Origin of the sequence: Nostoc sp. XA010 (assembly GCF_020829625.1) — a bacterium.
GTDB lineage: Bacteria > Cyanobacteriota > Cyanobacteriia > Cyanobacteriales > Nostocaceae > Nostoc.
Genome location: NZ_JAIVFX010000002.1, coordinates 405,593 through 431,247, shown reverse-complemented (window position 1 = coordinate 431,247; position 25,655 = coordinate 405,593). Strand labels below are relative to the sequence as shown.

At 42.0% G+C, this 25,655-nt stretch carries 23 protein-coding genes; 11 read left to right on the top strand and 12 right to left on the bottom strand.

Features of this window, described 5'->3' with window-relative positions:
* Positions 1-172: 172 nt before the first annotated feature.
* The 8 genes from LC608_RS04845 to LC608_RS04810 form a co-directional block, all read right to left on the bottom strand.
* Positions 173-2,503, bottom strand: a complete 2,331-nt coding sequence (locus LC608_RS04845; RefSeq protein WP_229552568.1) for a CHASE2 domain-containing protein — start codon at positions 2,501-2,503, stop codon at positions 173-175.
* A 169-nt stretch (positions 2,504-2,672) separates the two neighbouring features.
* Complete coding sequence (locus tag LC608_RS04840; protein ID WP_229552442.1) at positions 2,673-3,641, bottom strand: DUF1822 family protein; 969 nt, start codon at positions 3,639-3,641, stop codon at positions 2,673-2,675.
* Between the two features lie 670 nt (positions 3,642-4,311).
* On the bottom strand, positions 4,312-5,637 hold the full coding sequence (gene gntT / locus LC608_RS04835) for a guanitoxin biosynthesis MATE family efflux transporter GntT (protein ID WP_229552441.1): 1,326 nt from the start codon (positions 5,635-5,637) through the stop codon (positions 4,312-4,314).
* Between the two features lie 68 nt (positions 5,638-5,705).
* Positions 5,706-5,867, bottom strand: a complete 162-nt coding sequence (locus LC608_RS04830) for a hypothetical protein (protein ID WP_229552440.1) — start codon at positions 5,865-5,867, stop codon at positions 5,706-5,708.
* A gap of 377 nt (positions 5,868-6,244) precedes the next feature.
* Entirely contained in the window at positions 6,245-6,778 is a 534-nt protein-coding gene (locus LC608_RS04825; RefSeq protein ID WP_229552439.1) for a hypothetical protein, read from the bottom strand.
* Between the two features lie 241 nt (positions 6,779-7,019).
* Positions 7,020-7,223, bottom strand: coding sequence for a ChaB family protein (locus tag LC608_RS04820; protein ID WP_229552438.1), 204 nt, complete (start codon positions 7,221-7,223; stop codon positions 7,020-7,022).
* A gap of 128 nt (positions 7,224-7,351) precedes the next feature.
* Entirely contained in the window at positions 7,352-8,476 is a 1,125-nt protein-coding gene (locus LC608_RS04815; RefSeq protein ID WP_229552437.1) for an aldo/keto reductase, read from the bottom strand.
* Positions 8,477-8,593: 117 nt separating this feature from the next.
* Positions 8,594-9,055, bottom strand: coding sequence for a pyridoxamine 5'-phosphate oxidase family protein (locus tag LC608_RS04810; RefSeq protein WP_229552436.1), 462 nt, complete (start codon positions 9,053-9,055; stop codon positions 8,594-8,596).
* A 1,318-nt stretch (positions 9,056-10,373) separates the two neighbouring features.
* Here LC608_RS04810 and LC608_RS04805 point away from each other — a divergent pair.
* The 9 genes from LC608_RS04805 to LC608_RS04770 all read left to right on the top strand — a co-directional run bounded on the left by LC608_RS04805 (position 10,374) and on the right by LC608_RS04770 (position 19,224).
* Positions 10,374-10,565, top strand: coding sequence for a bromodomain-containing protein (locus tag LC608_RS04805; protein WP_229552435.1), 192 nt, complete (start codon positions 10,374-10,376; stop codon positions 10,563-10,565).
* Between the two features lie 180 nt (positions 10,566-10,745).
* A complete protein-coding gene (locus LC608_RS04800) occupies positions 10,746-11,297 on the top strand; it encodes an alpha/beta hydrolase (protein ID WP_229552434.1) in 552 nt (183 codons plus the stop codon).
* 167 nt (positions 11,298-11,464) lie between these two features.
* Positions 11,465-12,037 (top strand): HdeD family acid-resistance protein, encoded by a 573-nt coding sequence (locus tag LC608_RS04795; RefSeq protein WP_229552433.1) that lies wholly within the window; start codon positions 11,465-11,467, stop codon positions 12,035-12,037.
* A gap of 202 nt (positions 12,038-12,239) precedes the next feature.
* Entirely contained in the window at positions 12,240-14,324 is a 2,085-nt protein-coding gene (locus LC608_RS04790) for a family 10 glycosylhydrolase (protein ID WP_229552432.1), read from the top strand.
* 435 nt (positions 14,325-14,759) lie between these two features.
* Positions 14,760-16,064, top strand: coding sequence for an efflux RND transporter periplasmic adaptor subunit (locus tag LC608_RS04785; protein WP_229552431.1), 1,305 nt, complete (start codon positions 14,760-14,762; stop codon positions 16,062-16,064).
* Between the two features lie 128 nt (positions 16,065-16,192).
* Positions 16,193-16,858, top strand: coding sequence for an SDR family NAD(P)-dependent oxidoreductase (locus tag LC608_RS04780; RefSeq protein ID WP_308189826.1), 666 nt, complete (start codon positions 16,193-16,195; stop codon positions 16,856-16,858).
* Positions 16,837-16,932: an SDR family oxidoreductase gene (locus LC608_RS37190; protein WP_308189825.1), complete on the top strand. Its 96-nt coding sequence runs from the start codon at positions 16,837-16,839 to the stop codon at positions 16,930-16,932. Before LC608_RS04780 ends, LC608_RS37190 begins: the two co-directional genes overlap by 22 nt.
* 281 nt (positions 16,933-17,213) lie before the next feature.
* Positions 17,214-17,927 (top strand): rubrerythrin family protein, encoded by a 714-nt coding sequence (locus LC608_RS37185; RefSeq protein ID WP_229552430.1) that lies wholly within the window; start codon positions 17,214-17,216, stop codon positions 17,925-17,927.
* Positions 17,928-18,021: 94 nt separating this feature from the next.
* Positions 18,022-19,224, top strand: a complete 1,203-nt coding sequence (locus LC608_RS04770) for an MFS transporter (RefSeq protein WP_229552429.1) — start codon at positions 18,022-18,024, stop codon at positions 19,222-19,224.
* Between the two features lie 317 nt (positions 19,225-19,541).
* Here the strand turns inward: LC608_RS04770 and LC608_RS04765 are convergent, their stop codons facing one another.
* The 4 genes from LC608_RS04765 to LC608_RS04750 form a co-directional block, all read right to left on the bottom strand.
* A complete protein-coding gene (locus LC608_RS04765) occupies positions 19,542-20,117 on the bottom strand; it encodes a TMEM175 family protein (RefSeq protein ID WP_229552428.1) in 576 nt (191 codons plus the stop codon).
* A gap of 125 nt (positions 20,118-20,242) precedes the next feature.
* Positions 20,243-20,578 (bottom strand): XisI protein, encoded by a 336-nt coding sequence (locus tag LC608_RS04760; RefSeq protein ID WP_229552427.1) that lies wholly within the window; start codon positions 20,576-20,578, stop codon positions 20,243-20,245.
* A gap of 35 nt (positions 20,579-20,613) precedes the next feature.
* Positions 20,614-20,865, bottom strand: a complete 252-nt coding sequence (locus LC608_RS04755; protein ID WP_229552426.1) for a hypothetical protein — start codon at positions 20,863-20,865, stop codon at positions 20,614-20,616.
* 179 nt (positions 20,866-21,044) lie between these two features.
* A complete protein-coding gene (locus tag LC608_RS04750) occupies positions 21,045-21,680 on the bottom strand; it encodes a transaldolase family protein (RefSeq protein ID WP_229552425.1) in 636 nt (211 codons plus the stop codon).
* Between the two features lie 236 nt (positions 21,681-21,916).
* Between LC608_RS04750 and aqpZ the strand changes: the two genes are divergently transcribed.
* Positions 21,917-22,615, top strand: coding sequence for an aquaporin Z (gene aqpZ, locus LC608_RS04745; RefSeq protein WP_229552424.1), 699 nt, complete (start codon positions 21,917-21,919; stop codon positions 22,613-22,615).
* A 357-nt stretch (positions 22,616-22,972) separates the two neighbouring features.
* Positions 22,973-25,498 (top strand): cyclic nucleotide-binding domain-containing protein, encoded by a 2,526-nt coding sequence (locus tag LC608_RS04740; RefSeq protein ID WP_229552423.1) that lies wholly within the window; start codon positions 22,973-22,975, stop codon positions 25,496-25,498.
* Positions 25,499-25,655: the final 157 nt, after the last annotated feature.

The following is a 25,655-nucleotide window of genomic DNA, read 5'->3' as shown; positions in this document are numbered from 1 at the left end:
TGTATGTAGATTTATCTGCTGGTTATCCAAAAATTTCATAAAATAATCCTTCCCCATTCTCTATTAAACTCCAAAATTTAAATTATCTAAATTCTTCTGTCCAATACAATTATCAGGTTCTTCTCCCCCTGCCTGCCTTAACAGATCAATTTTCTTAACTAAGTGTATTACCCTATTCCCTGGTAGCCACCCGAACTTTTGTTGTTGAATTAAATATTGACATCAAGCCAAGCGTGACAATCAACGACAAAGCCGAAGGTACAAAAGGCACCCAAGCACCCGAAATTAACAGAGCAAAGCAAACTAAATATAGAACACTAGAGGTAATAATAACTGCCAATGCCAACCAAGGGAAGGAAAGCTTTCGCCAAGCCAGGACTCCCCCTATTAAAGACCAGCCCCAAATCCAGACCACCTCAGCCCACAGTGACCAAACCCGCAGCAAGGGTCGCCCATCCTGCACTGCACTGAGGATTTGGCTGATCATCTGTCCTTGTACTAACACTCCTGGCATTTGCTCATCTAAAGGAACGCCATAGGGTGTAGGCCAGATGTCTGGAGAATCTCCCTTTGCCACTACACCGATCAAAACAATTTTATCTTTGATAGCACTTGGGTTAATTGGACTAGATAAAAATTGGGTTAGCTTCACCTGTTCGGCTATTTGTTTTGGTGAACGGTAATTGAGTAAAATTTGACCGCCATTGGCATCAATATTTTGATAGCCGCCAGTACGAGATTTCAGGTTTGGAAAAATAGTTTTACCTAGCTGTAAATTCCCTTCAGGGGTGAATTTTGGTTCAATTCCTGAAGGGCGCAGATAGAGGGAAGCGAGTTCTAGACTGAATGCAAAGGGAGCAGGACATAACGATGTCGCCTCTTGATTCATGAACAGAAGATGCCGACGGATAACTCCATCACGATCATGAATAAAGTCACTGAATCCCAAATTTGTTTTAGGGATTTCTGGCGGCGGCTGATTTCCTGGGATATTTACTGTAATATCGCTCCCTTTACATACGCCAATCAAATTCTCAGTTTTTTGAAGACGAGTAATTAAATCTGGTTGTTTGGCTTTAAAATCACGGTAGATATCCAAGCCGATCGCACGGGGTTGGTATTGATTCAGTTTTGCCAGGAGTTTGTTAAGAGATTTTTCGGAAATGGAAGCTCCAATCAAATCCTCGTTATTTTTTCTTTGAATTGCTAGATCGTTATCGTCAATTGTGATTATTAAGAGTCGGGAATCAAGTCCCTCCGCAGGGCGCGATCGCATCATCAAGTCATAGGCTGTAATCTCTGGATTTTCCAGCAATCCCAGCAATCTCGGCCCACAAACGAAGCCTGTAATCGCCAAAGTGGATAACAAAGTTATTGTAAATCTTTGTCTGATAGACAAACCTAAATTTGGTGCTTCAGGTTTTGTAGACCTTAATTCATCCCAAGTGGGTGGGATCTGCGCTGGATTTTGGCAAATCATTGGTAGCCAAGTCGCACAGGGAAATTTATCCTCAAGTCCTTGCAACCGTTCCCGCGCTTGGCGTACCGACTGATATAAAGGCTCGCCACTGGCAAAACCTTCGAGAAAATACTTTAAGAACTCCTTGGCAACCTGATCTGGGACAGGTTCACGCATAACGATCATCTGAGGAATTTGCAAATCAGCCAGTTCTCGCGCCAATCCCAATCCATCACAGGAGTTGAATATAGCTAGTTGCAAGCCGTTTTCAATGGCTTTTTTTAGAGCATACTTTAACTCGCCAATGGTGAGGCTATCAGTTTTATTCAGATAAATTCGTCCGCTTTCTCCATTTTTGTTACTGGAACTGTGCCCAGCAAAAAAGAGAATATCCCAGTTTTTTCCCCAAAGAAGCTCAGTCAATTCCTTCCGTTGTGGTTCTACCAGAAAACTAACCTCTGCATTACTACACTGTTGCAGTAAAGCTTGATCAGCCTGGGTGTCAATTCCCTGACTATTGCCCACAATCGCTAAAATATTGACTAATTTATTTTTTGTGCGTGGTTTGTGAATGCGATCGTAAGATGGTGAAGAAAGGGCGATTTCAGCCTTGGGGTAGCGTTCTAACAAATCCCACAGATGCCAGGGTAATAGCTGCAATTGGCTATTTTCTGTTTGCAAAATTACCCGTACTTCTTCCGTGGACGACAATCTTTCTAACCATTTTTCCCTCAAAGGGCGAAACTCCTCTGCTCGCAGCCATGTATTAAAGCGGGCCCGCAAAATATGAGAAGCGTTTTCGCAGTCTTGAATCATCGAGACATTCGTCACCTGCATTTTGTCAGCATGAAGACGATAACGATTGCCTATCTGCCGATAACTAGACTGCCAATGACTGTAATAGAGCGGCATTTCGGGAAATGAAGGTAGTTTTCCCGTAATTTCTGTTGTAGCACGCTCGTGTTCTTCACCAATTTCGAGGGTGACAGCAAACCCTTGCTCAAAACTACCCTCTCCAAATTTCAGAACCACTAACTTACCCATGACCGTCGCTATCTCCCTGTACGAAACCATGCCCTGTTCTCATGTCTCATAACAAGCTCTACAAGCATTTACAGATTTTTTTCAAAATCCCTAAAAGCAGGCTTGAATTTTTAATTAACCAATTACCACTTAATAAATTATCGACAAAAAGGGAAGATAGCTAGATGTTTTAAATTCTAAAATATTCGGTAATGCTAGTATCATTTATGGCTATCTTAACGCTAAATTGCTCTCTAGGTTCACCGCGAAACTGCAACTGAATGTAGTTATCTAATTTTCTAGATTGAGCATCTAGAAATACTGTTCCCGAACTATCTAAAACAGTCAGATGAACTCCTGGTGGCAAGTAAATATGATTACCAGTGGCGTGCAATTGGAGATGAATACTGGTTTGCTGATCCTTTTCTGGGCTGATTTCTACAATCAACATGACGGGTTGGTTGAGAATTTGGATACCCAAATCAATCAGTTTTGCACGTTTAGTAATTGATTCTGGTCGGTTAAGAGCATTTAGTTCCACAGTATCAGTACTGCGAAAGGCATAAATTGGTCTGAGTTCTGGCGCGTTCCACAAAGATTCAATAGTCTGCCAACCTGTCTCAAATATACCAGCAAACCATTGATTTAGATTCACCAGTGGACTAGCTGGGGATTGGCGCAGTTGTCCCAGGTGGTCGATAAACGCTTCCAATGGTTGCAATTGCGCTAAAGGCAACCTTTCATTTTCGACACTAGGGATAAAACCAAGTAGCCTCGCTTCTTGGAGGGATTCATCAAATTGAACTACTAAATAACCCACCCGTTCTTCCCAAGTTTCTGGAGGAATGGAACATATCTGCTGATGCAGATGCACAGGGCGACACTCCAGACGACCAATTGAGGGCACTTCTAAATCAGCTACATCCCCACAGAGGCGCATAATCGGGTTCCAGCTGTCACTAGCTTGGAGATCAGTAGGAATATCCATCATTTCTAAGTAGTCATTCACCACCCACACAGCGAGGGTATTCAGCCGAACTTGCTCTGCTTTTTCAAAATTTGGCTGCTGGTTCGCAAATTGCTGGGCAGTTATGCGAGCTGATTGGGAAATTGGCAATGTTAAACCGGAATCGTCTAGCTGGTAGGTGGAGTTATTCATAAGGAACTTCTTAGTGATCAATGCTGCTGTATACATATCACCCGCATTAATTAAATTTATGCCACAAAATAGAGAATAATTATTGGAAAAAAAGAATTGAGGGATTGAGGGCTAGCCCTCAAAAGTTATGAGTTATCAGTTAATTTGTCCGTTGGGAGTCAGAGTCCCCGACGAATACAAGTGGCGTGTTTGATTCGGGGTCAAATCTGCAACTGCTTCCAATGATTAAGCTAATCGTCATTCATTTTTTCAGGTTGATTTGCTTATAGTAAGCAGTTCTACCCATGCTTTTATGCAACTTATATGTAACTTATATGCAACTTATATGCTCATTAGCTTAACTGTTCACTGATTTAATGCTGTTCGGATAAGCACGGAAAGTAGGAGAGATAAGAGCGTTATTGTTCAGTAATTTTTCTCTTAAGAACAGCTTGTTCCCGAACTGTCCCCTTATATGCCGGGCAAGATGCTCACCTGAGAAGATTAGATAATTTATTTATTAAGAAATTCCTTAACTAAGTAGTATTAATACTTACTTACATTTCTTGAATGTCTGAGGAAAAAGTTTTGTAACGACGACGGGCTATGTCTACGCCCAAATCTTTGTCAATAAACAACGCTTATTTCTACTCTTCTTGATTTTCTCCGAACCTAACCTGCAACCCTACCCTCACTGTGTTTTACAAAATGATTTTGGTACGTACAATGCCAGAGTTATTGTTCTTGCTGCCATAAATAAAGACATTGATAACCATAGTAAATGACTATTATGAAAATACCAAGCTGTAATTGCTGATGGAATAAAACCGATTACAGTGGCTGTAAGCATAGCTTGCCGAAGTATATAACCTTGAGTCAACCCTAGAAAATAACCGTCTAGCGCATAAGCGACTGAACCAAAACCTAAAACTGGTAATAACCAAGGAATATAAGAGCGTAAATTATTGATAATTTCAGTATGATTGGTCAGTAATCTTAACAGTGATTCTGGGGCAAAAATAAATGCAGTAGCAAACATTAATCCTATAATTAAGCTACTGACTACAGAAGTTTGCAACAGTTTTTTTAAAGAAGTAATATTTCCACTACCTTGAAAAATTCCAGCCAAGCTCTCAGTAGCGAATGCCAAGCCATCAATGAAATATGCTGCCAAGCTCACCACTTGCATCAGCAGGGTATTTGCCGCCAGAATTTCAGTTCCTAACATAGAACTGAGGTTGCTAAACATTGCCATTGTCGAAATTAAAGCGAAAGTCCGAATAATAATTTCTCCATTTAGCATTAAAGCTGATTTTAAAGCAGATAGGTCAAATAGTTCCCCAATTAAAGCTTGTATTTGTTTAAATGAAATTGTTTGACAATATAGCAAAATCCCTACCATTAGCATGAGATACTGACTAGTGGCTGTCGCTAACCCAGCTCCTCTACTTGCCCATCCCCACTGAACAATAAATAGATAATCAAGTAGTACATTTGCACAATTACTAATAGCTGAAAGCAACAACACTTTACTACTTTGTGCTTGTCCAAGAAACCAACCAATCAAGACAAAGTTAATCAGTGTTGCTGGGGCACCCCATACTAAGGCATTATAGAAATCTACACCAGAACTTTTAACTTCTGGTGTAGCACTTAGAATCGCAAACCCTAATATTTGTAAAGGTTGTTGAAATATCAGGATGGCGAGTCCTAATATCAGTGCTAACATTCCATGTTGTAAACCAATGAGTACTGCCGATTGGTTATCTTTACGCCCGATCGCCTGTGCAACCATTCCAGTTGTACCCATGCGTAAGAAACCGAATGTCCAATAAATATAATTGAATAAAATTGTTGCTAGTGCCACACCTGCTAAATGGCGAATTTCCGTTAAATGCCCTAAAAACATTACATCTATTAGTCCTGCCAACGGAACCATTAGATTTGAAAGAACATTTACAGATGCAAGTTTTAGAAAGTGGCGGATGAATACTGAACGTTGAGCAAAGCTAGACAAAATTACTAAATCCCTTGACCCCTGCTAGAAATTGTAATTTAGAAATAACAACCCTAACTATCAATTTCCTAACCAACCTCCGATGATTCTCTTTTGCTCTCGAAGGTAAGCCAGAGCAGCCCATTCTCCCACAATGCGATCGCAAGGACAAACCTATCAAATCGCTTATCGGTTACATAAAGGCGATCGCCTATGCGGCTTTTTAAACCAAGTAAAGGTATACCCGACATCCAAAGCACATCACCCAACAGGATTGGCTTGTGTGCTTTGGAATTGTACTGGTAAGCAAAAGCTTACTGTGGCTGCGCTGTAGAGGTGAACGCAATGTCTGCGACAAGTTCTGTTTTTACGCTGGTATGATTGGACAGGCTGCTGGATATTGACTTTTACAGAACAGGGAAGCCAACGGGCTGAACGCTTGATTGCACAATTGTGTAGACACGTTGGCAAAGCCTCTGTCTGGGACACCCTGCGCGTACCCCTCCGGGGAAGCAAGCTACGCGTCAGCGTCCCGCAGGGAACGTAGAGAAGCGGCTTGTCGTTAAACATCGCTCGGCGTTGAACCCGATGTAGATTAGCTTTTTTAGAAACTTGACATTCCCACCCTTTAATTATTCACAAGTTTGCGCTTTTGTGAATAATCTGTATAGCCTTGAATATTTTCAGGTTCAAATTGACGCAGTATGCGCGTAGCTTCGCGTATTAAATCCTCATTTCCGGTAACTGCAATTAAGTATTTGCCAGCATTCAGACGGTTACGATAAGGTAAAGCATCGCCACTACTAGCTGTTAACCCGACTCCTCGACCGATTAAACTAGCGCCCAAAGCACCGCCTATACCTCCTAAGATGCCAGCAAGAAATTCATTGCCAAATCGAGCAAACTGGGGAAATAGTTCAACTTCTGTGAAATGGTTGAAGGCATAACCTGCAACAAATCCAAAGGTTACAAGCGACCACAAGAGCCGATTTGATTGTTTGCGGGCTTGCTTGTCGGGATCAATCAGTCCAAATTCATCAGCGCTTAAATAACCATCGCCCAAAATATTGATTTGTGAAGTTGGCAAGCCTGCTTTTTCCAGAGCAGAGTAGGCGGCTTCTACTTGTATTCGATCTGGTAAAACTGCAACAAGGTAATTCATAAGACCTCACTTAATAAAGTTTTTTTGTATAGTAATAAAACTGCACAATACAATCTGATATCAATTTGAAAAATGATTCCGACAGATAAAGGTCTAAAAACGATTACCAGTAATATCATATCCGGCTAATTAGTTAAAGTTACCACATCTGTACAAAAATCGAAAAACTCTCTTTCCGCCTGCGGTCTTAATGATAAGTCTTTAGCCGGACACGATATAACCCTTTGCCAATCTAAAATAGCTATTCTGGCTTTTTGTGCAATTGTCCATCGTTGCGTTTTTCGTAATCGCGTTTCACAGCGCTCCAAGCAACACGAAAGGCACGTTCTTCTTCCCCATATTCTTCTTGAGCGTTGTTAAATGCAGCCCGAAAAATTTCTTGGGCGTGCTTGGGTAAATGTTCTTTGACTGAATCAGGTAAGTCTGCAATTTCTGGGTAAGGCATAAATTTCGTTTCCTTTCCAGAAAACTAGTGCTGCAAAGCGGAAGTCAAAAGTCAAAAGTCAAAAAGCTTAGAAGACAGGCTTTTGAACGATTTGAAATATTTGCTTTATTTACGCTTGTCCCCTCATCTTATGTCTGCACTTGACTTTGAGGTGGAAAACCATGTTGGATTCTGCCTTCATCAGCATCAAACTGTTTGGAAGTTTTGAAGAGTTCAAAACGCCCATCGGCAGCATATTGCACACAACGATCGCGCAACGCTTGCATTTCTTTTGCCTGCATCGGTTGAAAACCACGGGCGATCGCTAAATTTTGTCGCAGTACTTCCAGCGAATCAATACCACTGACAAGTGTAGCGATCGGTAAACTCATAACATAACGGATGGCTTCCTGGGGAGTAACTACACCTTTTTTCACTGCATCAGCATTGCCACTGAGACTTTTCATGCCAATTACGGCAATTCCCCGTTTATTCAGTACCGGCAGTACTTGCCGTTCAAAGCTTCTAAAAGTAGCATCAAAACAATTAAGCGGCATTTGCACTGCATCAAAAGGGTAATTGTAGGAGAGCATTTTTAGATGAATAGCGGGGTCTTTATGACCCGTAAAGCCAACGAACCTAACTTTACCTTCTTTTTTCGCCTGATCCAAAGCTTCAATCGCTCCGTTGGCACGAAAGATCCTTTCTGGATCGTTGTCGTAAACAACTTCGTGAATTTGCCACAAGTCGAGGTGATCGGTTTTGAGACGACGCAGAGATTCTTCAAGTTGCTGCATGGCTACTTTGCGATCGCGTCCGTGGGTGCAAACTTTAGTCATCAAAAAAACCTTGTCTCGTCGCCCTTGCAACGCCTCTCCCATCCACTCCTCACTCCGATGCTTGTTATACTCCCAAGCGTTATCCATGAAGGTGATGCCATTGTCAATAGCTTCGTGGGTGATGCGAATCGCCTCTTCCTTGCTCTTTGCTTGCCCTAAAGTTGCACCTCCAAGTGCGATAGCTGACACTTTCACCCCTGTTTTTCCCAATGGACGGAGAGGAATTTCACGAGTGTTTGTGCTATTCGTTGGAGTTACAGATGATGCTGGAATCTCTGCCGCTTCCACTTCGGGATTGGCATTGAGAATGTGGTCAGCAAAAATTGCCCCCGCACCTGCACCGATAAAGCCTATTCCTTTTAAAAAATGTCGCCGCTTTACCTCTAAAGGTAGATGTTTTTGGGCGGCTTCATTATTATTATTTGGTTCTACCATTGATTTGTCGTAATTAAAAATACTTATTCTACCAATTTTTCCCAATAATTACATATCTGAAAATAATTCATAATTAGTAATTAAATTCTTAACTACAAATTATGAATTAGTAATTACTTAAAGGCGTGATGGTGCCAAGAAACTAATTGTTTGTGGTTTGAAACTCGATGTACTATCCCAATAATTAACCTGGTTAATATTCACCTTAAGCAAAGCAATATCGGGTTCGTCCAGTCCTTTAGGAAACCAGGTTTGAAGTTCCGGCTTCCATAGCTCTCGCATTTTGTTGCGGTCTTTTACGAGTTCTGCTGAACCTGAGATAGAAACGTATCGCTGCTGTTCGGGTGACGAAAAACTAATATTTACCTGCTTATAGTGTTCAATCTCAGTCACCTTATGGGAACCAGCGTATGTAAAGAACCAGAGTGTGGCTTCAGAGTTAATCTCACCACTTTTTGACATAGGGTAACTATGCAAACTGCCATCCTCATCGACTGTGGTAAACATACCATAATCAATATTTTTGATTAGCTCATGCAGCTTTTGAATCTGTTGATCGCGGTCTGTAGAAGTTGCCATTGTTTGTACTCTTTTCTCTATTTGCTTTTCCTAAACTGCAATTTTTGATTACAATCAAGTTCCATGCTGGTAAAGTTACTTTTCAGTATTAACCTTTTTTGTTTAAATTGCGTGAGCCTACAGATGGAGTTATCCTAAAATTAGCTTTTTTAGTTATATCCTTAGAGATATTGGTTGAGAGTGACTGTTATGTACATACACAACTTTTAGGCATAGTAAAGTGAATTATCTGCTTATTTCTTTAGACATAAATTTTATAAATTTTGCATGGATTTTTACCCTTTAAAAAGGCACAAAGTCAACAGGCTAGGCTTCGCCTCACTTACTGGCGGCAGCAGATCAAGGAGCAGCATTAGGGACTTCCAGCAAATAAGTAGGTTGGTGTAAATAATTATTGTTGGGATAAGGCAGGGGGCAGGGAGCAGGGAGCGGGGGGAGAAAGAGTTTGAGCCTTATTTACTTTTCTTCACACAGTTTTATTTTATTGCACTGACTTACTTAAATTATCCAATCTTGTGGGGTGGATATTTTGTCCACCTTTGGCTACAGGCGCTCGTATTGCCCACCCCACAATAAGTAGTTGAGTATTTTTTTATTTGGAAGTCCTTTACTAGTCTCTGGTTGGAAAGAAGATTTGAAAAGGCTTTCACGTTAAGTGGATACCAATGACAGTTGTATGCCCCTACAGCCGATTCATTTAGTAAAAAGATTTTTGTAAATGGTATTACTTACTGAGAAAGCAAGAGCTTCTTTTACTTACAGAAAACATCAAAATGAGTAAGCAAACTGGAGTTTGAGAAAGCAAAAGCTTCTTTTACTTGCGGAAAACACCAAAATGAGTAAGCAAACTGGAGTTTGAGAAAGCAAAAGCTTCTTTTGAGAAAGCATTTAAGTGTTTTGAGAAAGCAAACAGGCTTTTTGATAAAGCAATTAAGCTTTTTAATAAAGTAATCAGCAAATATACGTAAGGATTAAAAATTCCGGTTGTACATAGCTTGCGTCCCGTAGAGAAGGGTACATCGGTTTTTAAATGAAAATATAAAACCAAACAAATTCTGCAACTGTAAAATTTTTTATAACACAGCAACAGCGATCGCCAATAATCACCAAAGTTATCATACTTGGGAACCACTCACGACTTGTCTTAGCGTGCTAATCTATCAAGTTCTGACCAATAGAGTATTCTTACTCAAAAATTATGTTAAATTTGTACCCTCTGAATGAGTCTCTTCAACCTATAGCAGGAGTATCATGTTCGATTAAGCCCCTACTATGAAGAACTAGGTAATCAAATTGCAGTATATCTGCTTTTCAAATTATGGACTGGAAGTACAGGTGGAAAAATGGTTATAAACCAAGCCGAGATGAAGCGGCAAAAAACCCTCATTTGTTAGATGAGAGTCAGTTCGATAACGAGCAAGACCGAAAACTAGCTGAAGAATCTGCAAGAAAGCATTTGGGTGTACCAGCACCAACCTTAGATGAAGATAAGTCAATACTACCTCATTAGCTTCGCATAACGAAAAGGCTTAATAACACCATTTCCAAAAATCTTTGCAACAAATTGCCTGTAGGGGCGTATGGCTGTACGCCCCTAATCATGCATCTGTAGCGGGAATGCCATGAAATAATATAACGCTTGGGCATTTTGTGCCTATGTACGCTTCCCACCATTATAAAGTTAGAGAGAATGCAGATTTATCAACTTTTAAACCGATTAAACAGTAAAAAATTCACTAAGTTACTTACTCAAACAGTAGCTTTAGGCGTAGGTGCTATTGTTCTACTTTCAAGTGCTAATGCTAATGCTGCCGAGCAAGTTGTTTTAAAGTATGGTACTTTTCAGGGGCAAATATCCGTTCAAGAATTAACTCAGTTTACAGAAACTGGCAAGACTACCCCCACATTAAGAGCTTATTTACAGGCGGCTCAACAAGACCCCACAGTAGCTCGTAAGGCACTAAAAGCGCCAATAAAAGCCGATGCTGGGTTTTTAAATAGCTTATTGTCTAGCTGGGCAGGGCCAGTTTTGGTTAGCCAAATTGGTGAAGTAGTTCACCCTCCCGGAGGACAACTAAATCAGGAGGCGCTACGAAGTGCTTTAAGTGCATCTATTCAACAAAAAGGTGAAGTTACACTGCTTGGAGCTATTCAGAATTATCCAAATACTTCTGTTGAACTTCAAGGAGATCGTCTCATTGCTGTTTATGAGCGCCTAAGCAGTCTTGCAGAACTCTTATAAGAGTTAGGTCATCAGATGATTGGTTTAGTGTCTCAATAGTCGTGGATTTTAGTAGCGATCGCAATGAAGTTAATACTGACGAGTCTATCTTAGGGTTCATACTCTGTCACCTAGAAATTCCCTAATCTAAATGTAGAGTTTAGTCTAAGAATAGGGAAAGAATTTGTATGACAACCGATGTTTCTAAAGACATTAAGAAGGATGTTAATGGGTCACTCATAAGTGGTGTTCTTTTGAGTATTTTGGGGATTATTGCGATCGCAGCGCCTAATTTCACCACCTTATTCGCCGAAAGTTGGATTGCGGTGATTTTGATTTTCGCCGGATTTACAAAACTAGTTTATGCCACTCAAACCCGCCACCAAGGAGGTTTTATTTGGAAACTTCTATTGAGCGGACTCTATATTGCAACGGGTATAATGCTGTTTGTTTATCCTTTTACGGGTATTCTCACACTAACTCTATTGCTTGGCAGCTTTTTACTGGCTGAAGGCACATTCGAGTTAATTCTGGCATTTAAGTTACGTCCCCAAAATAACTGGACATGGATACTAGGTGATGGGATTATTACGCTGATATTAGGCGCAATGATTTGGTTCCAGTGGCCCTTTAATGCACCCTGGCTTCTTGGCACACTAGTTGGTGTTAGCATTATTTTCACTGGCGTTTCACGCGTAATGCTGTCATTGAATGCGCGTTCTACCTTGAATCCTACTAATGAAGCTGCAAATCCTACTTAGTAGATAAAGAATGGGGAGTAGGGAATGGGGAATGGGGGAAGAAATCAATTCAAAATTAAAGAACTTCTGCTTCCTGCCTTCTCCTTCCCAATGTTCAAACTTGAGTAGTGACAGTTTACTAAGACATTGCAGCAGCAATCGCTCTGATATTGCTAAATTAGCTAAGGAAATCAAAATCCAGGCCAGCTAGCTGCAATCAACAATGGTATCTATTGCTACTCCCTTCTCGGATATTCAAAACCATTGGGCACGCTTATTTATTACAGCCTTAGCCCAACGTCGTATTGTCAATGGATTGCCTAACGGTACTTATCGCCCCGATAACTCTGTTACCCGCGCTGAATTTGCCGCCATCATCGCCAACGCATTTGGGACAGTTTCCAAGAAACGGCAGTACGTCCCCTTTGTTGATGTACCCACTAATTATTGGGCAGCAGCCGCCATTCAAGCAGCTTACGAAAAAGCATTTCTTAGCGGATTTCCTGATAAAACTTTCCGTTCCGCTAACCGAATTACTAGAGTAGAAGTTTTAGTTGCTTTGGTAGGAGGCTTAGAAATTGCCACCAAAGTAAAAGCTGGCCTCCTCTCACAACTCCCACAAATTTATCAAGATTCTGTTCAGATTCCTGAGTATGGTAGAAATCAAGTAGCTATTGCCACCAGCGCAGAATTGGTGGTTAGTTTCCCAAATATCAAATTACTCAATCCCAATCTTGCAGCCACCCGTGCAGATGTGGCAGTAATTATTTATCAAGCTTTAGTGTATTTGGGTCAGGCAGAAAAAATTGTCTCTAGTTATCTAGTGCAGCCGCCAGCACCAACACCAGCACCAACATCACCACCAACGCCAGTACCAACGCCAATACCCATACCAACGCCGACACCTGCACCTATCGGTAGCGTTAGGGTAAGTCATAGCCGGGAATTCCGGGGAGCGTGGGTAGCATCTGTGTGGAATAGTAATTGGCCTTCTAAGGCAGGACTTTCTGTTGCCCAACAAAAAGCTGAACTCAGCGAGATTATTAGTAAATTACAATCGCTAAACTTTAATGCCCTCATCTTTCAGGTGCGACCGGAGGGAGACGCTTTATATGAATCTAAATTAGAGCCTTGGAGTGCTTGGATTACAGGAACTCAGGGGAAAGCACCAGAACCATTTTATGATCCTTTAGCGTTTGCGATCGCAGAATGTCATAAGCGCAATATTGAACTCCATGCTTGGTTCAACCCCTACCGCGCCAGCACTTCCACCGACCCAGCCAAAACAGTCCGTCCCCACATAGCAGCTACCAATCCAGAAAGCGTTTATTTGTGGAAAACTCAACGCTGGATGGACCCAGGACTGAAAATAGTTCAGGATAGAGCTTACAACGTAATTCTCGATGTAGTGAAGCGCTACGATGTTGATGGCATTCACTTAGATGATTATTTTTATCCATATCCCATCGAGGGGCAACCTTTCCCCGATAATAAAACCTACGCTGCATATAAAGTAGCCGGTGGGATACTCAGCCTTGGCGACTGGCGACGAGATAATGTTAATAGAATGGTACAGCGCCTCTACCAGGGAATTAAAGCAACTAAACCCGACGTTAAATTTGGTATTAGCCCCTTTGGGATTTATCGTCCCGGACAACCCACTGGTATTACTGGGTTGGATGCTTACAACGTGCTGTATGCTGACGCGAAGAAATGGCTAGCAGAAGGCTGGATTGATTATATTGCTCCTCAACTTTACTGGCGCACAGACCAACCACAACAAAGTTATTCGGCGTTGCTAAAGTGGTGGACAGAGGTAAATACTAAGAAAAGACACGTTTACGCTGGTAACAATCTGACAGAACCAAGCAACAAGAGTCGGGAGAGTGATGAGATTGAAAAGCAGGTGAAAATTAGTCGTAGCCAAGCTGGAAATTTGTCACTGGGGAATATATTCTTTAATGTCGGTGTTTTGACAGAAAATAGTCAGGGCATTGCTGATAAATTCCAAAGTCTGCTTTATAACAAACCTGCGCTACCGCCAACTTTGTCTTGGCAGGATACAACACCGCCGACTCCACCTATTCAACTACAAGTCAATAACCGCAAACTGAGTTGGCAGCCTGGTGATAATCAGCCAGTTCGTTCTTGGACACTTTATCGGCAAACTGGCGATACTTGGGCAATTCAGAGAATTTTGTCTGCTGGCACAACCTTCGCTACCGTCCAACTACCGGGAACCTATGCCGTGTGTGCGGTGGATAGATTGGCAAATGAGAGTGTGGGAACAGTTATTACAGTGAGTTGAACCAAAGTGTTGCTTAGACATCTCCAAAAATGATGTAGGTACAATTCATGAATTGTGCCTACCAAGATTTTGGGTAACGCATAATTAATTTTTGGAGATGTCTACTTAGAGGTTATTAGGACTTATATTTTATATCCGCATAATTAGTTATGATTCTCACATTTATTAAATAGTCTCTTATGTCTAGGTCTATTTGTATAGTTTAGGCATAGCGATATCCATCCTTTTGATTTGATGAACAAGTAATATTTCCATAGGTTTTAAAGAGCGGATTCACCTTTGGGTAGATTTAGACGGAATGATTAAAACTGTATATTTGGATGGTATAACACATAATTTGCCACAAAACCTCATGCCAAATCAGTAATTTCCATATAAACAGATGAAATATTGATTTAATTCTAGTTAATTTGTTCCTTAAGTTCCTCATAAGCCATGACATCCCCTGAGCGTCAAACCGATTTTGGAGAAAAAGCTCCACAAACTTCATTTGAGCCACCTTCTGGAAAACGGCGGTGGCTTTGGGTTTTAGCTGCACTACTATTGTTAGGGGGCGGAGCAGCTCTAGTTTGGCGTCCGCAAAATTCAGCATCTTTAACTACTAATGCTCAACCTCAAGGGGTAAGAGTCAAAATATCGACAGTACAAAGCGGCATTATTGAGGAAAGTTCAGATTTTATTGCTAGCCTAAAATCCCAGCGCTCAGTCACGCTCCAGCCGAGGCTTCAGGGCCAAGTTACTCAGATATTTGTCAAATCGGGAGATCCAGTCGCACAAGGAGCGGCAATTCTCCAAGTAGACCCTATGTCACAAGCAAGTGTCAATGGAAGCAATGCTGTACCTCAAGGATTTTTAGTGCAACTGGAAAATGCCCGCGCTACACTCAAATCTTTGGAAGCACAACGACCATCCTACGTTGCAAATGTGCAATTGTACGAGCAGAATTACGAAAAGTTTGTCGCCCTAGCCCAGGAAGGAGCCGTGTCTCGACAAACTCGCAATCAGTTTGGTAATAGGCTCGCCAATGCTAAGGCTAATCTTGATGCAATTGATTCTAGAATTCAAGCACAACGAGCCAACATATTGCAGGCTGAACAAACTTTGCAGCAAGCTAATCTAAATATTCCTAAACAACAAGGGAATCTCCAGTCCGATAAAATTACCGCTCCCTTTAGTGGCACAGTTGGCAAAATGGCTGTGAAAGTAGGTGATTTAGTTAATACTTCTACACAATTAGTTAATATCGCGCAAAATCGACCTTTAGAAGTCAACATCTCTGTGCCATTACAGCAAGGACCTCAATTGCGTAAGGGAATGCCAGTGGAGGTTATGAACACACAAGGTCAAAAGCTTGGTAGAAGTAGGGTATTTTTCATTGCACCTACTGCTAGTAATGAAACACAAACCATACTGATCAAAGCACTTTTTGACAACCCTAATGGTCAGTTACGTGCAGATCAATTGGTAAGGGCTAGAGTGTTCTGGAATCAGCGCCCCGGAATTTTAATCCCCACAACAGCAATGACTCGTGTAGGTGGAGACACTTTTGTTTATGTAGTTGAAACAGAAACATCTCCCCAAGGTGTATCTCAACAAGTAGCTCGGCAAAAGCGAGTGAAGCTAGGCGAAATTAAAGGTAATAATTACCAAGTTATTGAAGGATTGCAGCCAGAAGATAAAGTTATTATTTCAGGTTTGCTCAATCTCAGGGATGGTGTTGCGATCGCTCCAGAAACTTAATTAAGGGGAGTGGGGATCAGGGAGATCAGGAAAATGACCAATGGCTGCGATCGCTAAATTTAACCTTGCTAAAGTATGTTAATAGCAGATAATCACTTTGGTGAACCAAAATAAAACCAGATTAATCTATGGCATCAATAGCCGGTAAGGTTGCAATTATCACTGGAGCATCGCGGGGAATTGGACGGGCAATCGCACTCAAGTTAGCTGGTAACGGCGCATCTATTGTCGTTAACTATGCGGGTAATGCAGGTAAAGCACAGGAAGTTGTTGCAGAAATCGAAAAGTTGGGAGTAGAGGCGATCGCTGTACAAGCTGATGTTAGCAAAATACCTGACATCCAACGGTTATTTGAGCAAACACTTGAACGCTTTGGTAAAGTCGATATTTTGGTCAACAATGCTGGAATCGCCTTCTATAAACCAATTACTCAGGTGAGTGAAGAAGATTTCGACGCGATTTTTGCTATTAACGTCAAAGGCACTTATTTTACTTGCCAACAAGCCGCGCAACACATGGTAGAAGGGGGGCGAATTATCAACTTTTCCTCATCAACCACGGCGATGATGCTGCCAACTTATAGTGCCTATGTAGGAACTAAGGGTGCTGTCGAACAAATCACGCGGGTACTAGCTAAAGAATTAGGTGCAAAAGCGATCGCAGTTAATGTTATTTCTCCTGGCCCCACCGATACAGAACTATTTCGAGAAGGCAAAACACAAGAACAGATAGACCGTTTGGCCCAAATGGCTGCTTTTGGCAGCTGGGAGATGTGCAAGAAATCGCCGATGTAGTAGGATTTCTCGCTAGCGACGAAGCTAGGTGGATCACTGGGCAAAATATTCGTGTAAATGGTGGAATTGCGTGAGACGATCAAAGCTTTCCTTATGAATGCGATATTAAACTTCAGACAGTAACGTGGGCATTACTAGTCTTGTCAGGGTAGCCAAAAATTAGACTGTTCTTCCATTCATTCGAGCTTTTTACTGGAATATAATTGTCCAAGAGCAGCTAACAAAACGGATTGCTAAATATGGGCTAAAGAAGTTTGTATACGCCATTTATAACTTATACAAATAATGCCTTGTGTATCCAGTTGTAGAGGCTGTGTTTTCGTACTAAATATCACTTCACTGTCATTCACAAATTATGGATTTGTCCAACTTTACTACACTCAAAAACTTAGAAGCTGCTTTCGGTGGTGAATCGATGGCAAATCGCAAGTATCTGTTTTTTGCGGATGTGGCGCGTCAACTTGGGTTTACAGATTTGGCGAAACTTTTTAAAGAAACAGCAGAACAAGAAACCGAACACGCTTTTGCACATTTTAAGTTGCTGCATCCAGAACTTGTGGTAGAAAATTCGGCTACTTTAACTGATGAACAAAAGCGCGAAATTGTATCTCGCTGTTTATCTTTGGCTATTGAAGGTGAGACTTACGAATATACCACAATGTATCCAGAGTTTGCCGCAGATGCTCAACGCGATTGCGACAATCCTGCGGCTGAAGAATTTCTCAAACAAGTTAAAGAATCTACCGATCATGCCAACACGTTTCGGGAAGCTGCACACCGTTTTGGCTTGTTAAAATTTATCGAAAATTACCACGCTGATCGCTACACTGAAGCCTTAGAAGTATTGAATGGAGGACAAACAGCAACCAGAGTTGCAGGTGAAGATCCTAAAACTCGGAAATGGATTTGTAGACAATGCAGCATGATTTACGATCCCGTTGCTGGCGATCCTGATTCGGGAATTGCACCTGGTACACCTTTTGAAGAAATTCCCGATGACTGGGAATGTCCTATTTGTGGTGCTAGCAAAAAAACCTTTAAACCATTTGAGGAAAAAGTTGCAGCTTAAGACGACAATCAATTAGGCACTCTTTTTTGTAGATAAACGCGAAGCGTCTTAAGACATGCTTCGCGTTCTTGATTATTATACACAGGGTAAAATCATGAATTCACCAGAAGATAACAGCCAATTTCAACGACAGAAACCAATTTATCTAGAGCTAAATTTTCAGATTATTTGTGCAGTTGCATTGATTGCTGTTATCGGAGTTTCTAGCGTGACTCCGGCTTTTCCCAAGTTAGCTAAAGAATTAAATATCAACCCGAAAAATTTGGGTTTATTGATTACAGCATTTACATTACCATCTCTGATTTTAGGGCCAATTATTGGTATCCTTGCCGATAGATGGGGCAGAAAGAGAATCATTGTTCCTTCACTGTTTTTATTTGGCATAGCTGGTACAGCCTGCGCCTTTGCCCGCGATTTTAATTTATTGCTATGGTTGCGTTTGCTGCAAGGGATTGGTGCTGCTTCTTTGCTTTCTTTGAGCATCACCTTAATCGGCGATTTATACACAGGAGACAGACGAATTACTGCAATGGGTTACAATGCAAGTATCAGCAGCGTTGGCACATCAAGTTATCCAATAATCGGTGGCGTATTAGCAACAATGGGCTGGTATTATCCTTTCATGCTGCCCATATTAGCGATTCCTCTTGGATTAGTGGTGTTGTTTGCACTCAAGAATCCAGAACCAAAAGGCGAACGCAATCTCCAACAGTATTTAAGCAATGCCGTAAAAGTTCTGAAAAATCGTCAGCTATTTGGACTTTTTATTGCCAGTGCTGCTAACTTTGTTTTTCTTTATGGCGCTTACGTTACCTATTTACCACAGTTAATTAACGATACTTTTAAAGCACCGCCTACCATTATTGGATTGCTACTTTCTAGTGTTTCTATAGCAATTACCATCACAGCTTCTCAATTAGGTAGATTAGGTAGAAGATTTAGTGGCACAAGTTTAATTAGTGCATCTTATGTTTTTTATGCTTTAGCTATGTTAATAGTTCCCTTTGTGTCAAATATCTGGTTATTATTAATCCCTAGTACAATTTTTGGTATTGGGCTTGGTATTGGTTTTCCTACTATCCAAACACTTTTAGCAGATTTAGCACCAAAAGAATATTTAGCGACGATTATATCGGTAAACGGGACATTCTATGGATTAGGACAAACATTAGGGCCGTTGTTAATGGGCTATGCCTTTGGTTTTGGCGGAATTAATAGCGTATTTTATGCGGCGACTGGTTTTGCAGTTCTGATATTTTTTGTGTTTAGGTATTGCACTTGTGTGAAAGAAGTTTAATATTGCTCATCAGATTATGGCAGTTCTCATTTGCATAAAATACAAAAAACTTTATCCCATTTTATTTAGATATCTCTGTGTGATTGGAAGAGGTTTTTAGATGGGGTAAGGGAAAAGAAAGGGTAGCTTTGTTTTTGCTAGTCGAAACAATGGCATTGTCAGACAAAACAATGGCATTGTCAGCCGAAATAATCCCATTGTCAGGCAAAACAATCCCATTTCAGCCGAAATAATCCTATTGTCAGACAAAACAATGGCATTGTCAGCCGAAACAATCCCATTGTCAGACAAAACAATTGCATATTGAACAAATAGGTTCAGAGAGTGAGAGTATTTTCAATGCGACGGTCAGGGATGAGCCACATAACTGCAACCACAACATATAGTACACAGGCAAGCCATGAGTTTACAAAGGCAAGTGGAATTGCCACTGCATACAACACCACCGATATTTTTCCCTTGAAATCTCGGCCCAGTGCGATCGCTAATGTCGAATCGCTGCCATGATGAGAAATGAGGGTGCGGGTAAGGATGAAGTAAGCTAATGCAGACAACAACAACACCACACCATAAAGTGCTACTGGCATAGCGGCAAAGTTATTCTCGCCCATCCAGCCAGTGACGAAGGGGATTAGCGACAACCAAAACAGCAAATGCAGATTCGCCCAAAGGATACGCCCATTAACGTGTCGAACTGCTTGTAGGAGATGATGGTGATTGTTCCAGTAGATGCCAAGAAAGATAAAACTCAGCACGTAGCTGAGAAACACTGGAATCAGGGGACGCAGCGCAGCTAAATCGAACCCATGCGGCACTTTTATTTCCAGCACCATAATAGTGATGATGATCGCAATCACCCCATCGCTGAATGCTTCTAACCTCCCTTTTCCCATGTACGTATTCCTTTTTTATTTACTTGAAAGTCAGTTGTGACACTCTGTACTTTATCGTATCAAGTAGGGGTGGTTGATGAAGATTGTCTGCGCGGTGATCCTTGACATGCTATGGTTGCTTTCCCTTAAGCTACTCCATATCCTGTATACGGACGCTTATACGGCGGATGTAAACCCAGAACAATATCCTCTTTAGGCACACCAATTTCTACTAATTCTCGCGCAATATCTACATCAGTCATATTGCGCTGAATCCAAATTTTCCCATCCTTAATATCCAAATTGATGATACAGTTGTAAACTCGCTTAAGTCCCTCCCAGCCAACTTCTAAAAGGTGGTAGTGGTCATGTTCTGTATCAAACACAAGCTGAGACTCAATGTCTGAATTGCCACTCTCAAAAGTAGCGTGAGACATTAATATTTGGCGGATGCTTTGGCGATACTGTTCTATTCTCTCCATTCGACAATCACCTCCTGAAAGCGATCGCAAAATATTTAATTCTCACTTGCCAATTTCCGCCGTAATTCCCGAATAGCAGCGCTAGTATTACGCTGGTAGGCAATTTTCAAAGACTCTGTGACTACCTCTGACACATTGATGTTGGGAAAATAACGGCTACTGGTTTCAACAGTGTAGCGATCGCCTTGCAATCTATTCAGTGCTTGATAGTCTTGCCAACTTCCGGGTAGGCGTACTACTGCGCCTGGGGGCAAATGGATTGTATCGGGTGTGACAACAGCAAACATAGAACTGAACCTCCATCTCCACTGTAATAGTTAAATATCAACTGCTACGGCTAAAAAATACAGCAGCGACAATAATTAAACCTAAAAGTGCTAAGGGAACCCAAAGATTAGGGATATCTGACAAACTCATTTTAATTACGTTAGCGTAGCGGTAGCGAGTCTGCGAACGTCATTACGAATTATTTTAAGCCGATGCCTCCTTTAGCGAATTCTTCAACAGTTTTCTGTGAGAATTCGTGAGTTGCGATCGCCTGCAACATTGCCAATGGTAAAGTCAAATGATCTGCCCCGGCTTGCAATGAAGCAGCTGCTTCTTCTGGAGATTTGATACTAGCTGCCAAGATTTCCGTATCACTGCCTTTGAGTACGCTAGCCATATCTCGCACCAAAGCAATACCATCACCTAACAACCGTGTAGCTCGATTTACATAAGCTATGGCAATTTTAGCTCCTGCTTCTCGTGCTACTGCTGCCTGTGCTGCACTGTAAATTGCTGTCACCGAACAGGTAATTTCTGGTGATAGACTCGCCACCACTTCAAAACCTAACGGTGTTGCGGGAATCTTCAAAATTGTTTGTGAACCAATAATCTCGAAAGCTTTTCTACCTTCAGCTAGCATAAGAGCTTTATCAGATGCCACAAGTTGATAGTACAAGGGGCCATTCGTCAAGGCAACCAATTTTTTGAGCGTGGTTTCTGGTGGCGTATCGCTTTGAGACAACAGCGTAGGATTTGTTGTAATGCCTTTCACCCATCCCCAAAGCTTAACAACTTCAGCTTCAGATGCGATCGCTGAGTCTAGATATAGTGCCATAAATTCTCCCGATCAATTCCCCAATATTAATATGCAATAGCTGCACATGACTCATGACAAGTTACAGCAGTTTTCAATTGGATAAACTTATATTTCTGCTCAAGTTTTTCAATCAGGCAACCAACAGTATATCGTTACGTTTTATACTTAATAATCAAGAAGCGAGTATTTATCTTAGTGTTATTCGGCTAATCTATACAAGTATGAATCATGTATAGCCAGTTATAGCATCTCTCATGAATCGTTACTCGTTAGCCAAACGATGTTTTGCAGAAGCTCTAGGTACAGCTTGGTTAGTTCTGATGGGCGTGGGTACTGCGGTTATTTCTGGTACAGTACCTTGGGTTGGAGTTACTGGGGTGGCGATCGCTTTTGGCTTAGGTTTGTTGACTGCTGCCTATACTTTTGGTTCTATAAGTGGATGTCACATCAACCCCGCAGTCACAATTGGTTTTTGGGTAGCCAAGCAATTTTCTCTGCGAGACGTTTTACCATATATAGGAAGTCAGGTTCTCGGCGGAATTTGGGGGACTACTATCCTGTTTTTGATTTGCATGGGCAAGCCTGGGTTTACAACAGCCGACTTTGGTTCTAATGGAGTAGGAATTCACTCCCCTGGTAACTATAGCTGGTGGGCTTGTGCATTAGCCGAATTCATTGTTACCTGTGGCTTTGTGCTGCTGATCTTGAGCGTCACATCTTCTCCCGCCTTCAAGCAGTCTGCACCCATTCCCATAGGTTTAGGGCTTACGTTGGTGCATCTTATCCTGATTCCGGTGACAAATGCTAGCGTCAATCCGGTGCGATCGCTAGCCACAGCTATCTTTACTCAAGATTGGGCATTGGCTGACCTTTGGATTTTCATCGTGTTTCCAATTTTAGGCGGAGTTTTGGCGGGTATGGTCGCCCGATGGCTGCAAGAACCAGACATTTAATATTACTCACAACTTTACTGAGGCAGTGGCGGCGGATGACCAAAGAGGCGGAGGGGCAGTTCTTGCTGGGGGAGCAATCCCTGCCCCGTTCGCGCAGCCTCTGGCAGAGAAGAGTTGCCGTGAAGCGGAGCGGAACATGGGTATCAAGCCCCGTCATAAAGGACGTTCTCGATTGGTCGGAGTACAAACTCCGTCTAATCCTCCCCCCTGCTCCCTTGTCTCTTTTGACTCCAACATAAAATTATAGGTATATCGAGGAACATAATATAAGTTGTCATGCATCGCCACAGCGAGATATTTTGACGTGGCTTTCAAGTCATAATCTTCTTATACAGCAGCCTACACGGAGAACTTAAGATGACATCTCCAGAAACGGTTATATGGCTACAAGAACGGACAAGTTTAGGAATTCTCTCATCTGAGGTGTTAAATGCGATCGCTCAAGTAATTGAAGAACAAGTAGTGAGTGCCGAAACTGACTTAGTTAGCGAAGGCACTCCTCCAGAAGCCCTTTATATTCTTGTACAAGGTCAACTCGAAAGCAATAGCACCAATGAAACCAACCCAGCCTTAGCTTGTGGATTCCTCCCCGGTGCGGTGATTGAACTCAAAGAATTGCTGTTGGATGAATTAACTCCATTCACAATTACTACAGTAACCGAATGTCACTTGTGGGTTGTCCCTGGTGATAAATTTCGTCCTTTAGTTAACCAATACCCCGAAATTGCTCAGGCTTTTTCGCGTCAATTGGCTCAAGAATTAGCTCAGGCAACATCTGCACTTGGTTATGAACAAGAACGTTCTGTAGCTTTGCGACCATACTTAGTTACCAAAGCCCAACGCGGAATTGTCGGTACAAGTCGCTATGCTGTGCGGTTGCGCGAGCAAATTCGAGAAGCGACGGCTGACCGCAAATCAGTGGATATTTTTGGAGAACCAGGGTTAGAAAAAGACAATATAGCAGCCCTCATCCACTTTGGTTCTCCAAAACGGCGAGAACCAATTATTAAAGTAAATTGCGGTATTCTGCAAACGAGCGGTGCAGACTTATTCGGTCGCGCTGGCGGTAAACCAGGATTGTTGGAATGGTTGGGAGAAGGCACTTTAGTTCTCAACAACATCCAAGAATTGCCTGAAGAATTATTACCACCGGTGACGCAGTTGCTCAAAACTGGCACATATACCCCCGTTAGTCGTTCAGGAGAAGTAGCACCTGAACCTCGTGCCAGCAAAGCCAGAATTCTGATTGTTTCAGAAAAAACTCAGCCGACAATTGAACGCTGTGTTGGTCACATTATTAAAGTACCACCGCTACGGGTGCGGAAAGCTGATATTCAGGCACAGGTTGAATATTATACTAGTCTCTACATTCGGGCTAGAGGCGTTCCGAAACCGCGCATCACCCCAGAAGCTTTTCGTCGTCTCCAGTCTTATGATTTTCCTGGCAATCTCAAGGAATTAAAAAATCTGGTAGAAAGAGCGATCGTGCAAGCAGAGGGTGCTAATGAATTAACAGAAGAAATTTTCTGGCCAGCCGAAGCGAAGAAAAAACGATTTCGGGTAAATCTGTTAAATGCCTATCCTGATTTGCGGCGGTTTTTACGTAGTCCTTGGTGGCCCGATCGCATTAACTATGGTTTTACTGCAACGGCTTTTGCGATCGCAGTTGCTGTCTTATTTATTGGGCCACAAACCCGCGATCGCAATTTCGTATTAAATCTATTTTGGGCATGGTGGTGGCCTTTCTTCTTATTTCTCTTTCCCTTTTTGGGACGTATCTGGTGTTCTGTTTGTCCCTTCATGATTTATGGGGAAATAACCCAAAAGTTATCTTTATGGCTGTGGCCTCGAAAACTCAAGCGTTGGCCAAGACAGCAAGCTGAGAAATGGGGCGGATGGTTCATGTTTGGTTTATTTACCCTAATTTTCTTATGGGAAGAACTCTGGCATTTAGAAAATACTGCCTACCTCAGCGCTTGTTTGCTACTGTTAATTACGGCTGGGGCGATGATTTTCTCTGCTCTTTTTGAGCGAAGATTTTGGTGTCGTTATCTCTGTCCCATCGGCGGCATGAATGGTTTATTTGCCAAACTCTCAATGACGGAACTTCGCGCACAGCAAGGTATTTGTTCTGCCAGTTGCACCACATATCAGTGTTATAAAGGTGGGCCACAAAAAGGCGAAGGAATGGAAACTAATGGATGTCCTTTATATTCCCACCCAGCGCAATTAGAAGATAACAGAGATTGCGTACTGTGCATGACTTGCCTGAAAGCCTGTCCCCATCGTTCCGTTGAATTTAACTTGCGTCCCCCTGGAATTGAACTGTGGACAACTCATGTACCCCGCACCTATGAAGTAGCATTATTGTTTTTGCTGTTGGGTGGGATATATCTGCATCGCTTGCCAGAATTACAATCTTGGCTAGGGTTACAACTGGATTTAACTCAGTTTTGGCAGCACTTGGGATTATCGCTACTAGTGTTAATTATCCCAGCGATTTTTACCTTTGGGGCTTATGGCTTGCTGCAAGTGTTCAACTTTAACCGAAAGCCTCGATCGTTTGTAGAACTTGCATATAGCTACCTACCATTAGTGTTAGGAGGAAACTTAGCTCACTATCTGCGTTTGAGCTTAGGCGAAGGCGGACGGATTTTACCCGTAACCTTTGCTACCCTTGGTCTGAGTGGTGAACAATTGCCAATATTGGTTGCTCATCCGGCTGTCATTGCCTTTTTGCAAGGTGCAACGATAATATTCTCAGTGTTAATGACTATGTTATTAACGCAAAAAATTGCCAAGCAACCAGTGCGAACGCTTATGCCGCAACACCTAGCAGCTATTGGGTTAGCAGTTAGTATGTGGGCGATTATCGTGTTTTAAGTTTCACATATATATGGCGATCGCAACAATACGGTTCGGTTAACATGTTTGTCTCCCGAAGATCCCCCCTTTTTAAAGTTTGCTCTTTGCGATCTTTACCTATTTTTAAGGCGGTAGCCGCAGGTAGGGGGATCTTATCCGAACCGTATTAGGAGTG

What these genes read in the sequence shown, in the direction of transcription:
- LC608_RS04845 (WP_229552568.1), bottom strand. Translation starts at nt 2,503, where the DNA reads ATGGGTAAGTTAGTGGTTCTGAAATTTGGAGAGGGTAGTTTTGAGCAA.
- LC608_RS04840 (WP_229552442.1), bottom strand. Translation starts at nt 3,641, where the DNA reads ATGAATAACTCCACCTACCAGCTAGACGATTCCGGTTTAACATTGCCA.
- LC608_RS04830 (WP_229552440.1), bottom strand. Translation starts at nt 5,867, where the DNA reads ATGTCGGGTATACCTTTACTTGGTTTAAAAAGCCGCATAGGCGATCGC.
- LC608_RS04825 (WP_229552439.1), bottom strand. Translation starts at nt 6,778, where the DNA reads ATGAATTACCTTGTTGCAGTTTTACCAGATCGAATACAAGTAGAAGCC.
- LC608_RS04820 (WP_229552438.1), bottom strand. Translation starts at nt 7,223, where the DNA reads ATGCCTTACCCAGAAATTGCAGACTTACCTGATTCAGTCAAAGAACAT.
- LC608_RS04815 (WP_229552437.1), bottom strand. Translation starts at nt 8,476, where the DNA reads ATGGTAGAACCAAATAATAATAATGAAGCCGCCCAAAAACATCTACCT.
- LC608_RS04810 (WP_229552436.1), bottom strand. Translation starts at nt 9,055, where the DNA reads ATGGCAACTTCTACAGACCGCGATCAACAGATTCAAAAGCTGCATGAG.
- LC608_RS04805 (WP_229552435.1), top strand. Translation starts at nt 10,374, where the DNA reads ATGGACTGGAAGTACAGGTGGAAAAATGGTTATAAACCAAGCCGAGAT.
- LC608_RS04800 (WP_229552434.1), top strand. Translation starts at nt 10,746, where the DNA reads ATGCAGATTTATCAACTTTTAAACCGATTAAACAGTAAAAAATTCACT.
- LC608_RS04795 (WP_229552433.1), top strand. Translation starts at nt 11,465, where the DNA reads ATGACAACCGATGTTTCTAAAGACATTAAGAAGGATGTTAATGGGTCA.
- LC608_RS04790 (WP_229552432.1), top strand. Translation starts at nt 12,240, where the DNA reads ATGGTATCTATTGCTACTCCCTTCTCGGATATTCAAAACCATTGGGCA.
- LC608_RS04785 (WP_229552431.1), top strand. Translation starts at nt 14,760, where the DNA reads ATGACATCCCCTGAGCGTCAAACCGATTTTGGAGAAAAAGCTCCACAA.
- LC608_RS04780 (WP_308189826.1), top strand. Translation starts at nt 16,193, where the DNA reads ATGGCATCAATAGCCGGTAAGGTTGCAATTATCACTGGAGCATCGCGG.
- LC608_RS37185 (WP_229552430.1), top strand. Translation starts at nt 17,214, where the DNA reads ATGGATTTGTCCAACTTTACTACACTCAAAAACTTAGAAGCTGCTTTC.
- LC608_RS04770 (WP_229552429.1), top strand. Translation starts at nt 18,022, where the DNA reads ATGAATTCACCAGAAGATAACAGCCAATTTCAACGACAGAAACCAATT.
- LC608_RS04765 (WP_229552428.1), bottom strand. Translation starts at nt 20,117, where the DNA reads ATGGGAAAAGGGAGGTTAGAAGCATTCAGCGATGGGGTGATTGCGATC.
- LC608_RS04760 (WP_229552427.1), bottom strand. Translation starts at nt 20,578, where the DNA reads ATGGAGAGAATAGAACAGTATCGCCAAAGCATCCGCCAAATATTAATG.
- LC608_RS04755 (WP_229552426.1), bottom strand. Translation starts at nt 20,865, where the DNA reads ATGTTTGCTGTTGTCACACCCGATACAATCCATTTGCCCCCAGGCGCA.
- LC608_RS04750 (WP_229552425.1), bottom strand. Translation starts at nt 21,680, where the DNA reads ATGGCACTATATCTAGACTCAGCGATCGCATCTGAAGCTGAAGTTGTT.
- aqpZ (WP_229552424.1), top strand. Translation starts at nt 21,917, where the DNA reads ATGAATCGTTACTCGTTAGCCAAACGATGTTTTGCAGAAGCTCTAGGT.
- LC608_RS04740 (WP_229552423.1), top strand. Translation starts at nt 22,973, where the DNA reads ATGACATCTCCAGAAACGGTTATATGGCTACAAGAACGGACAAGTTTA.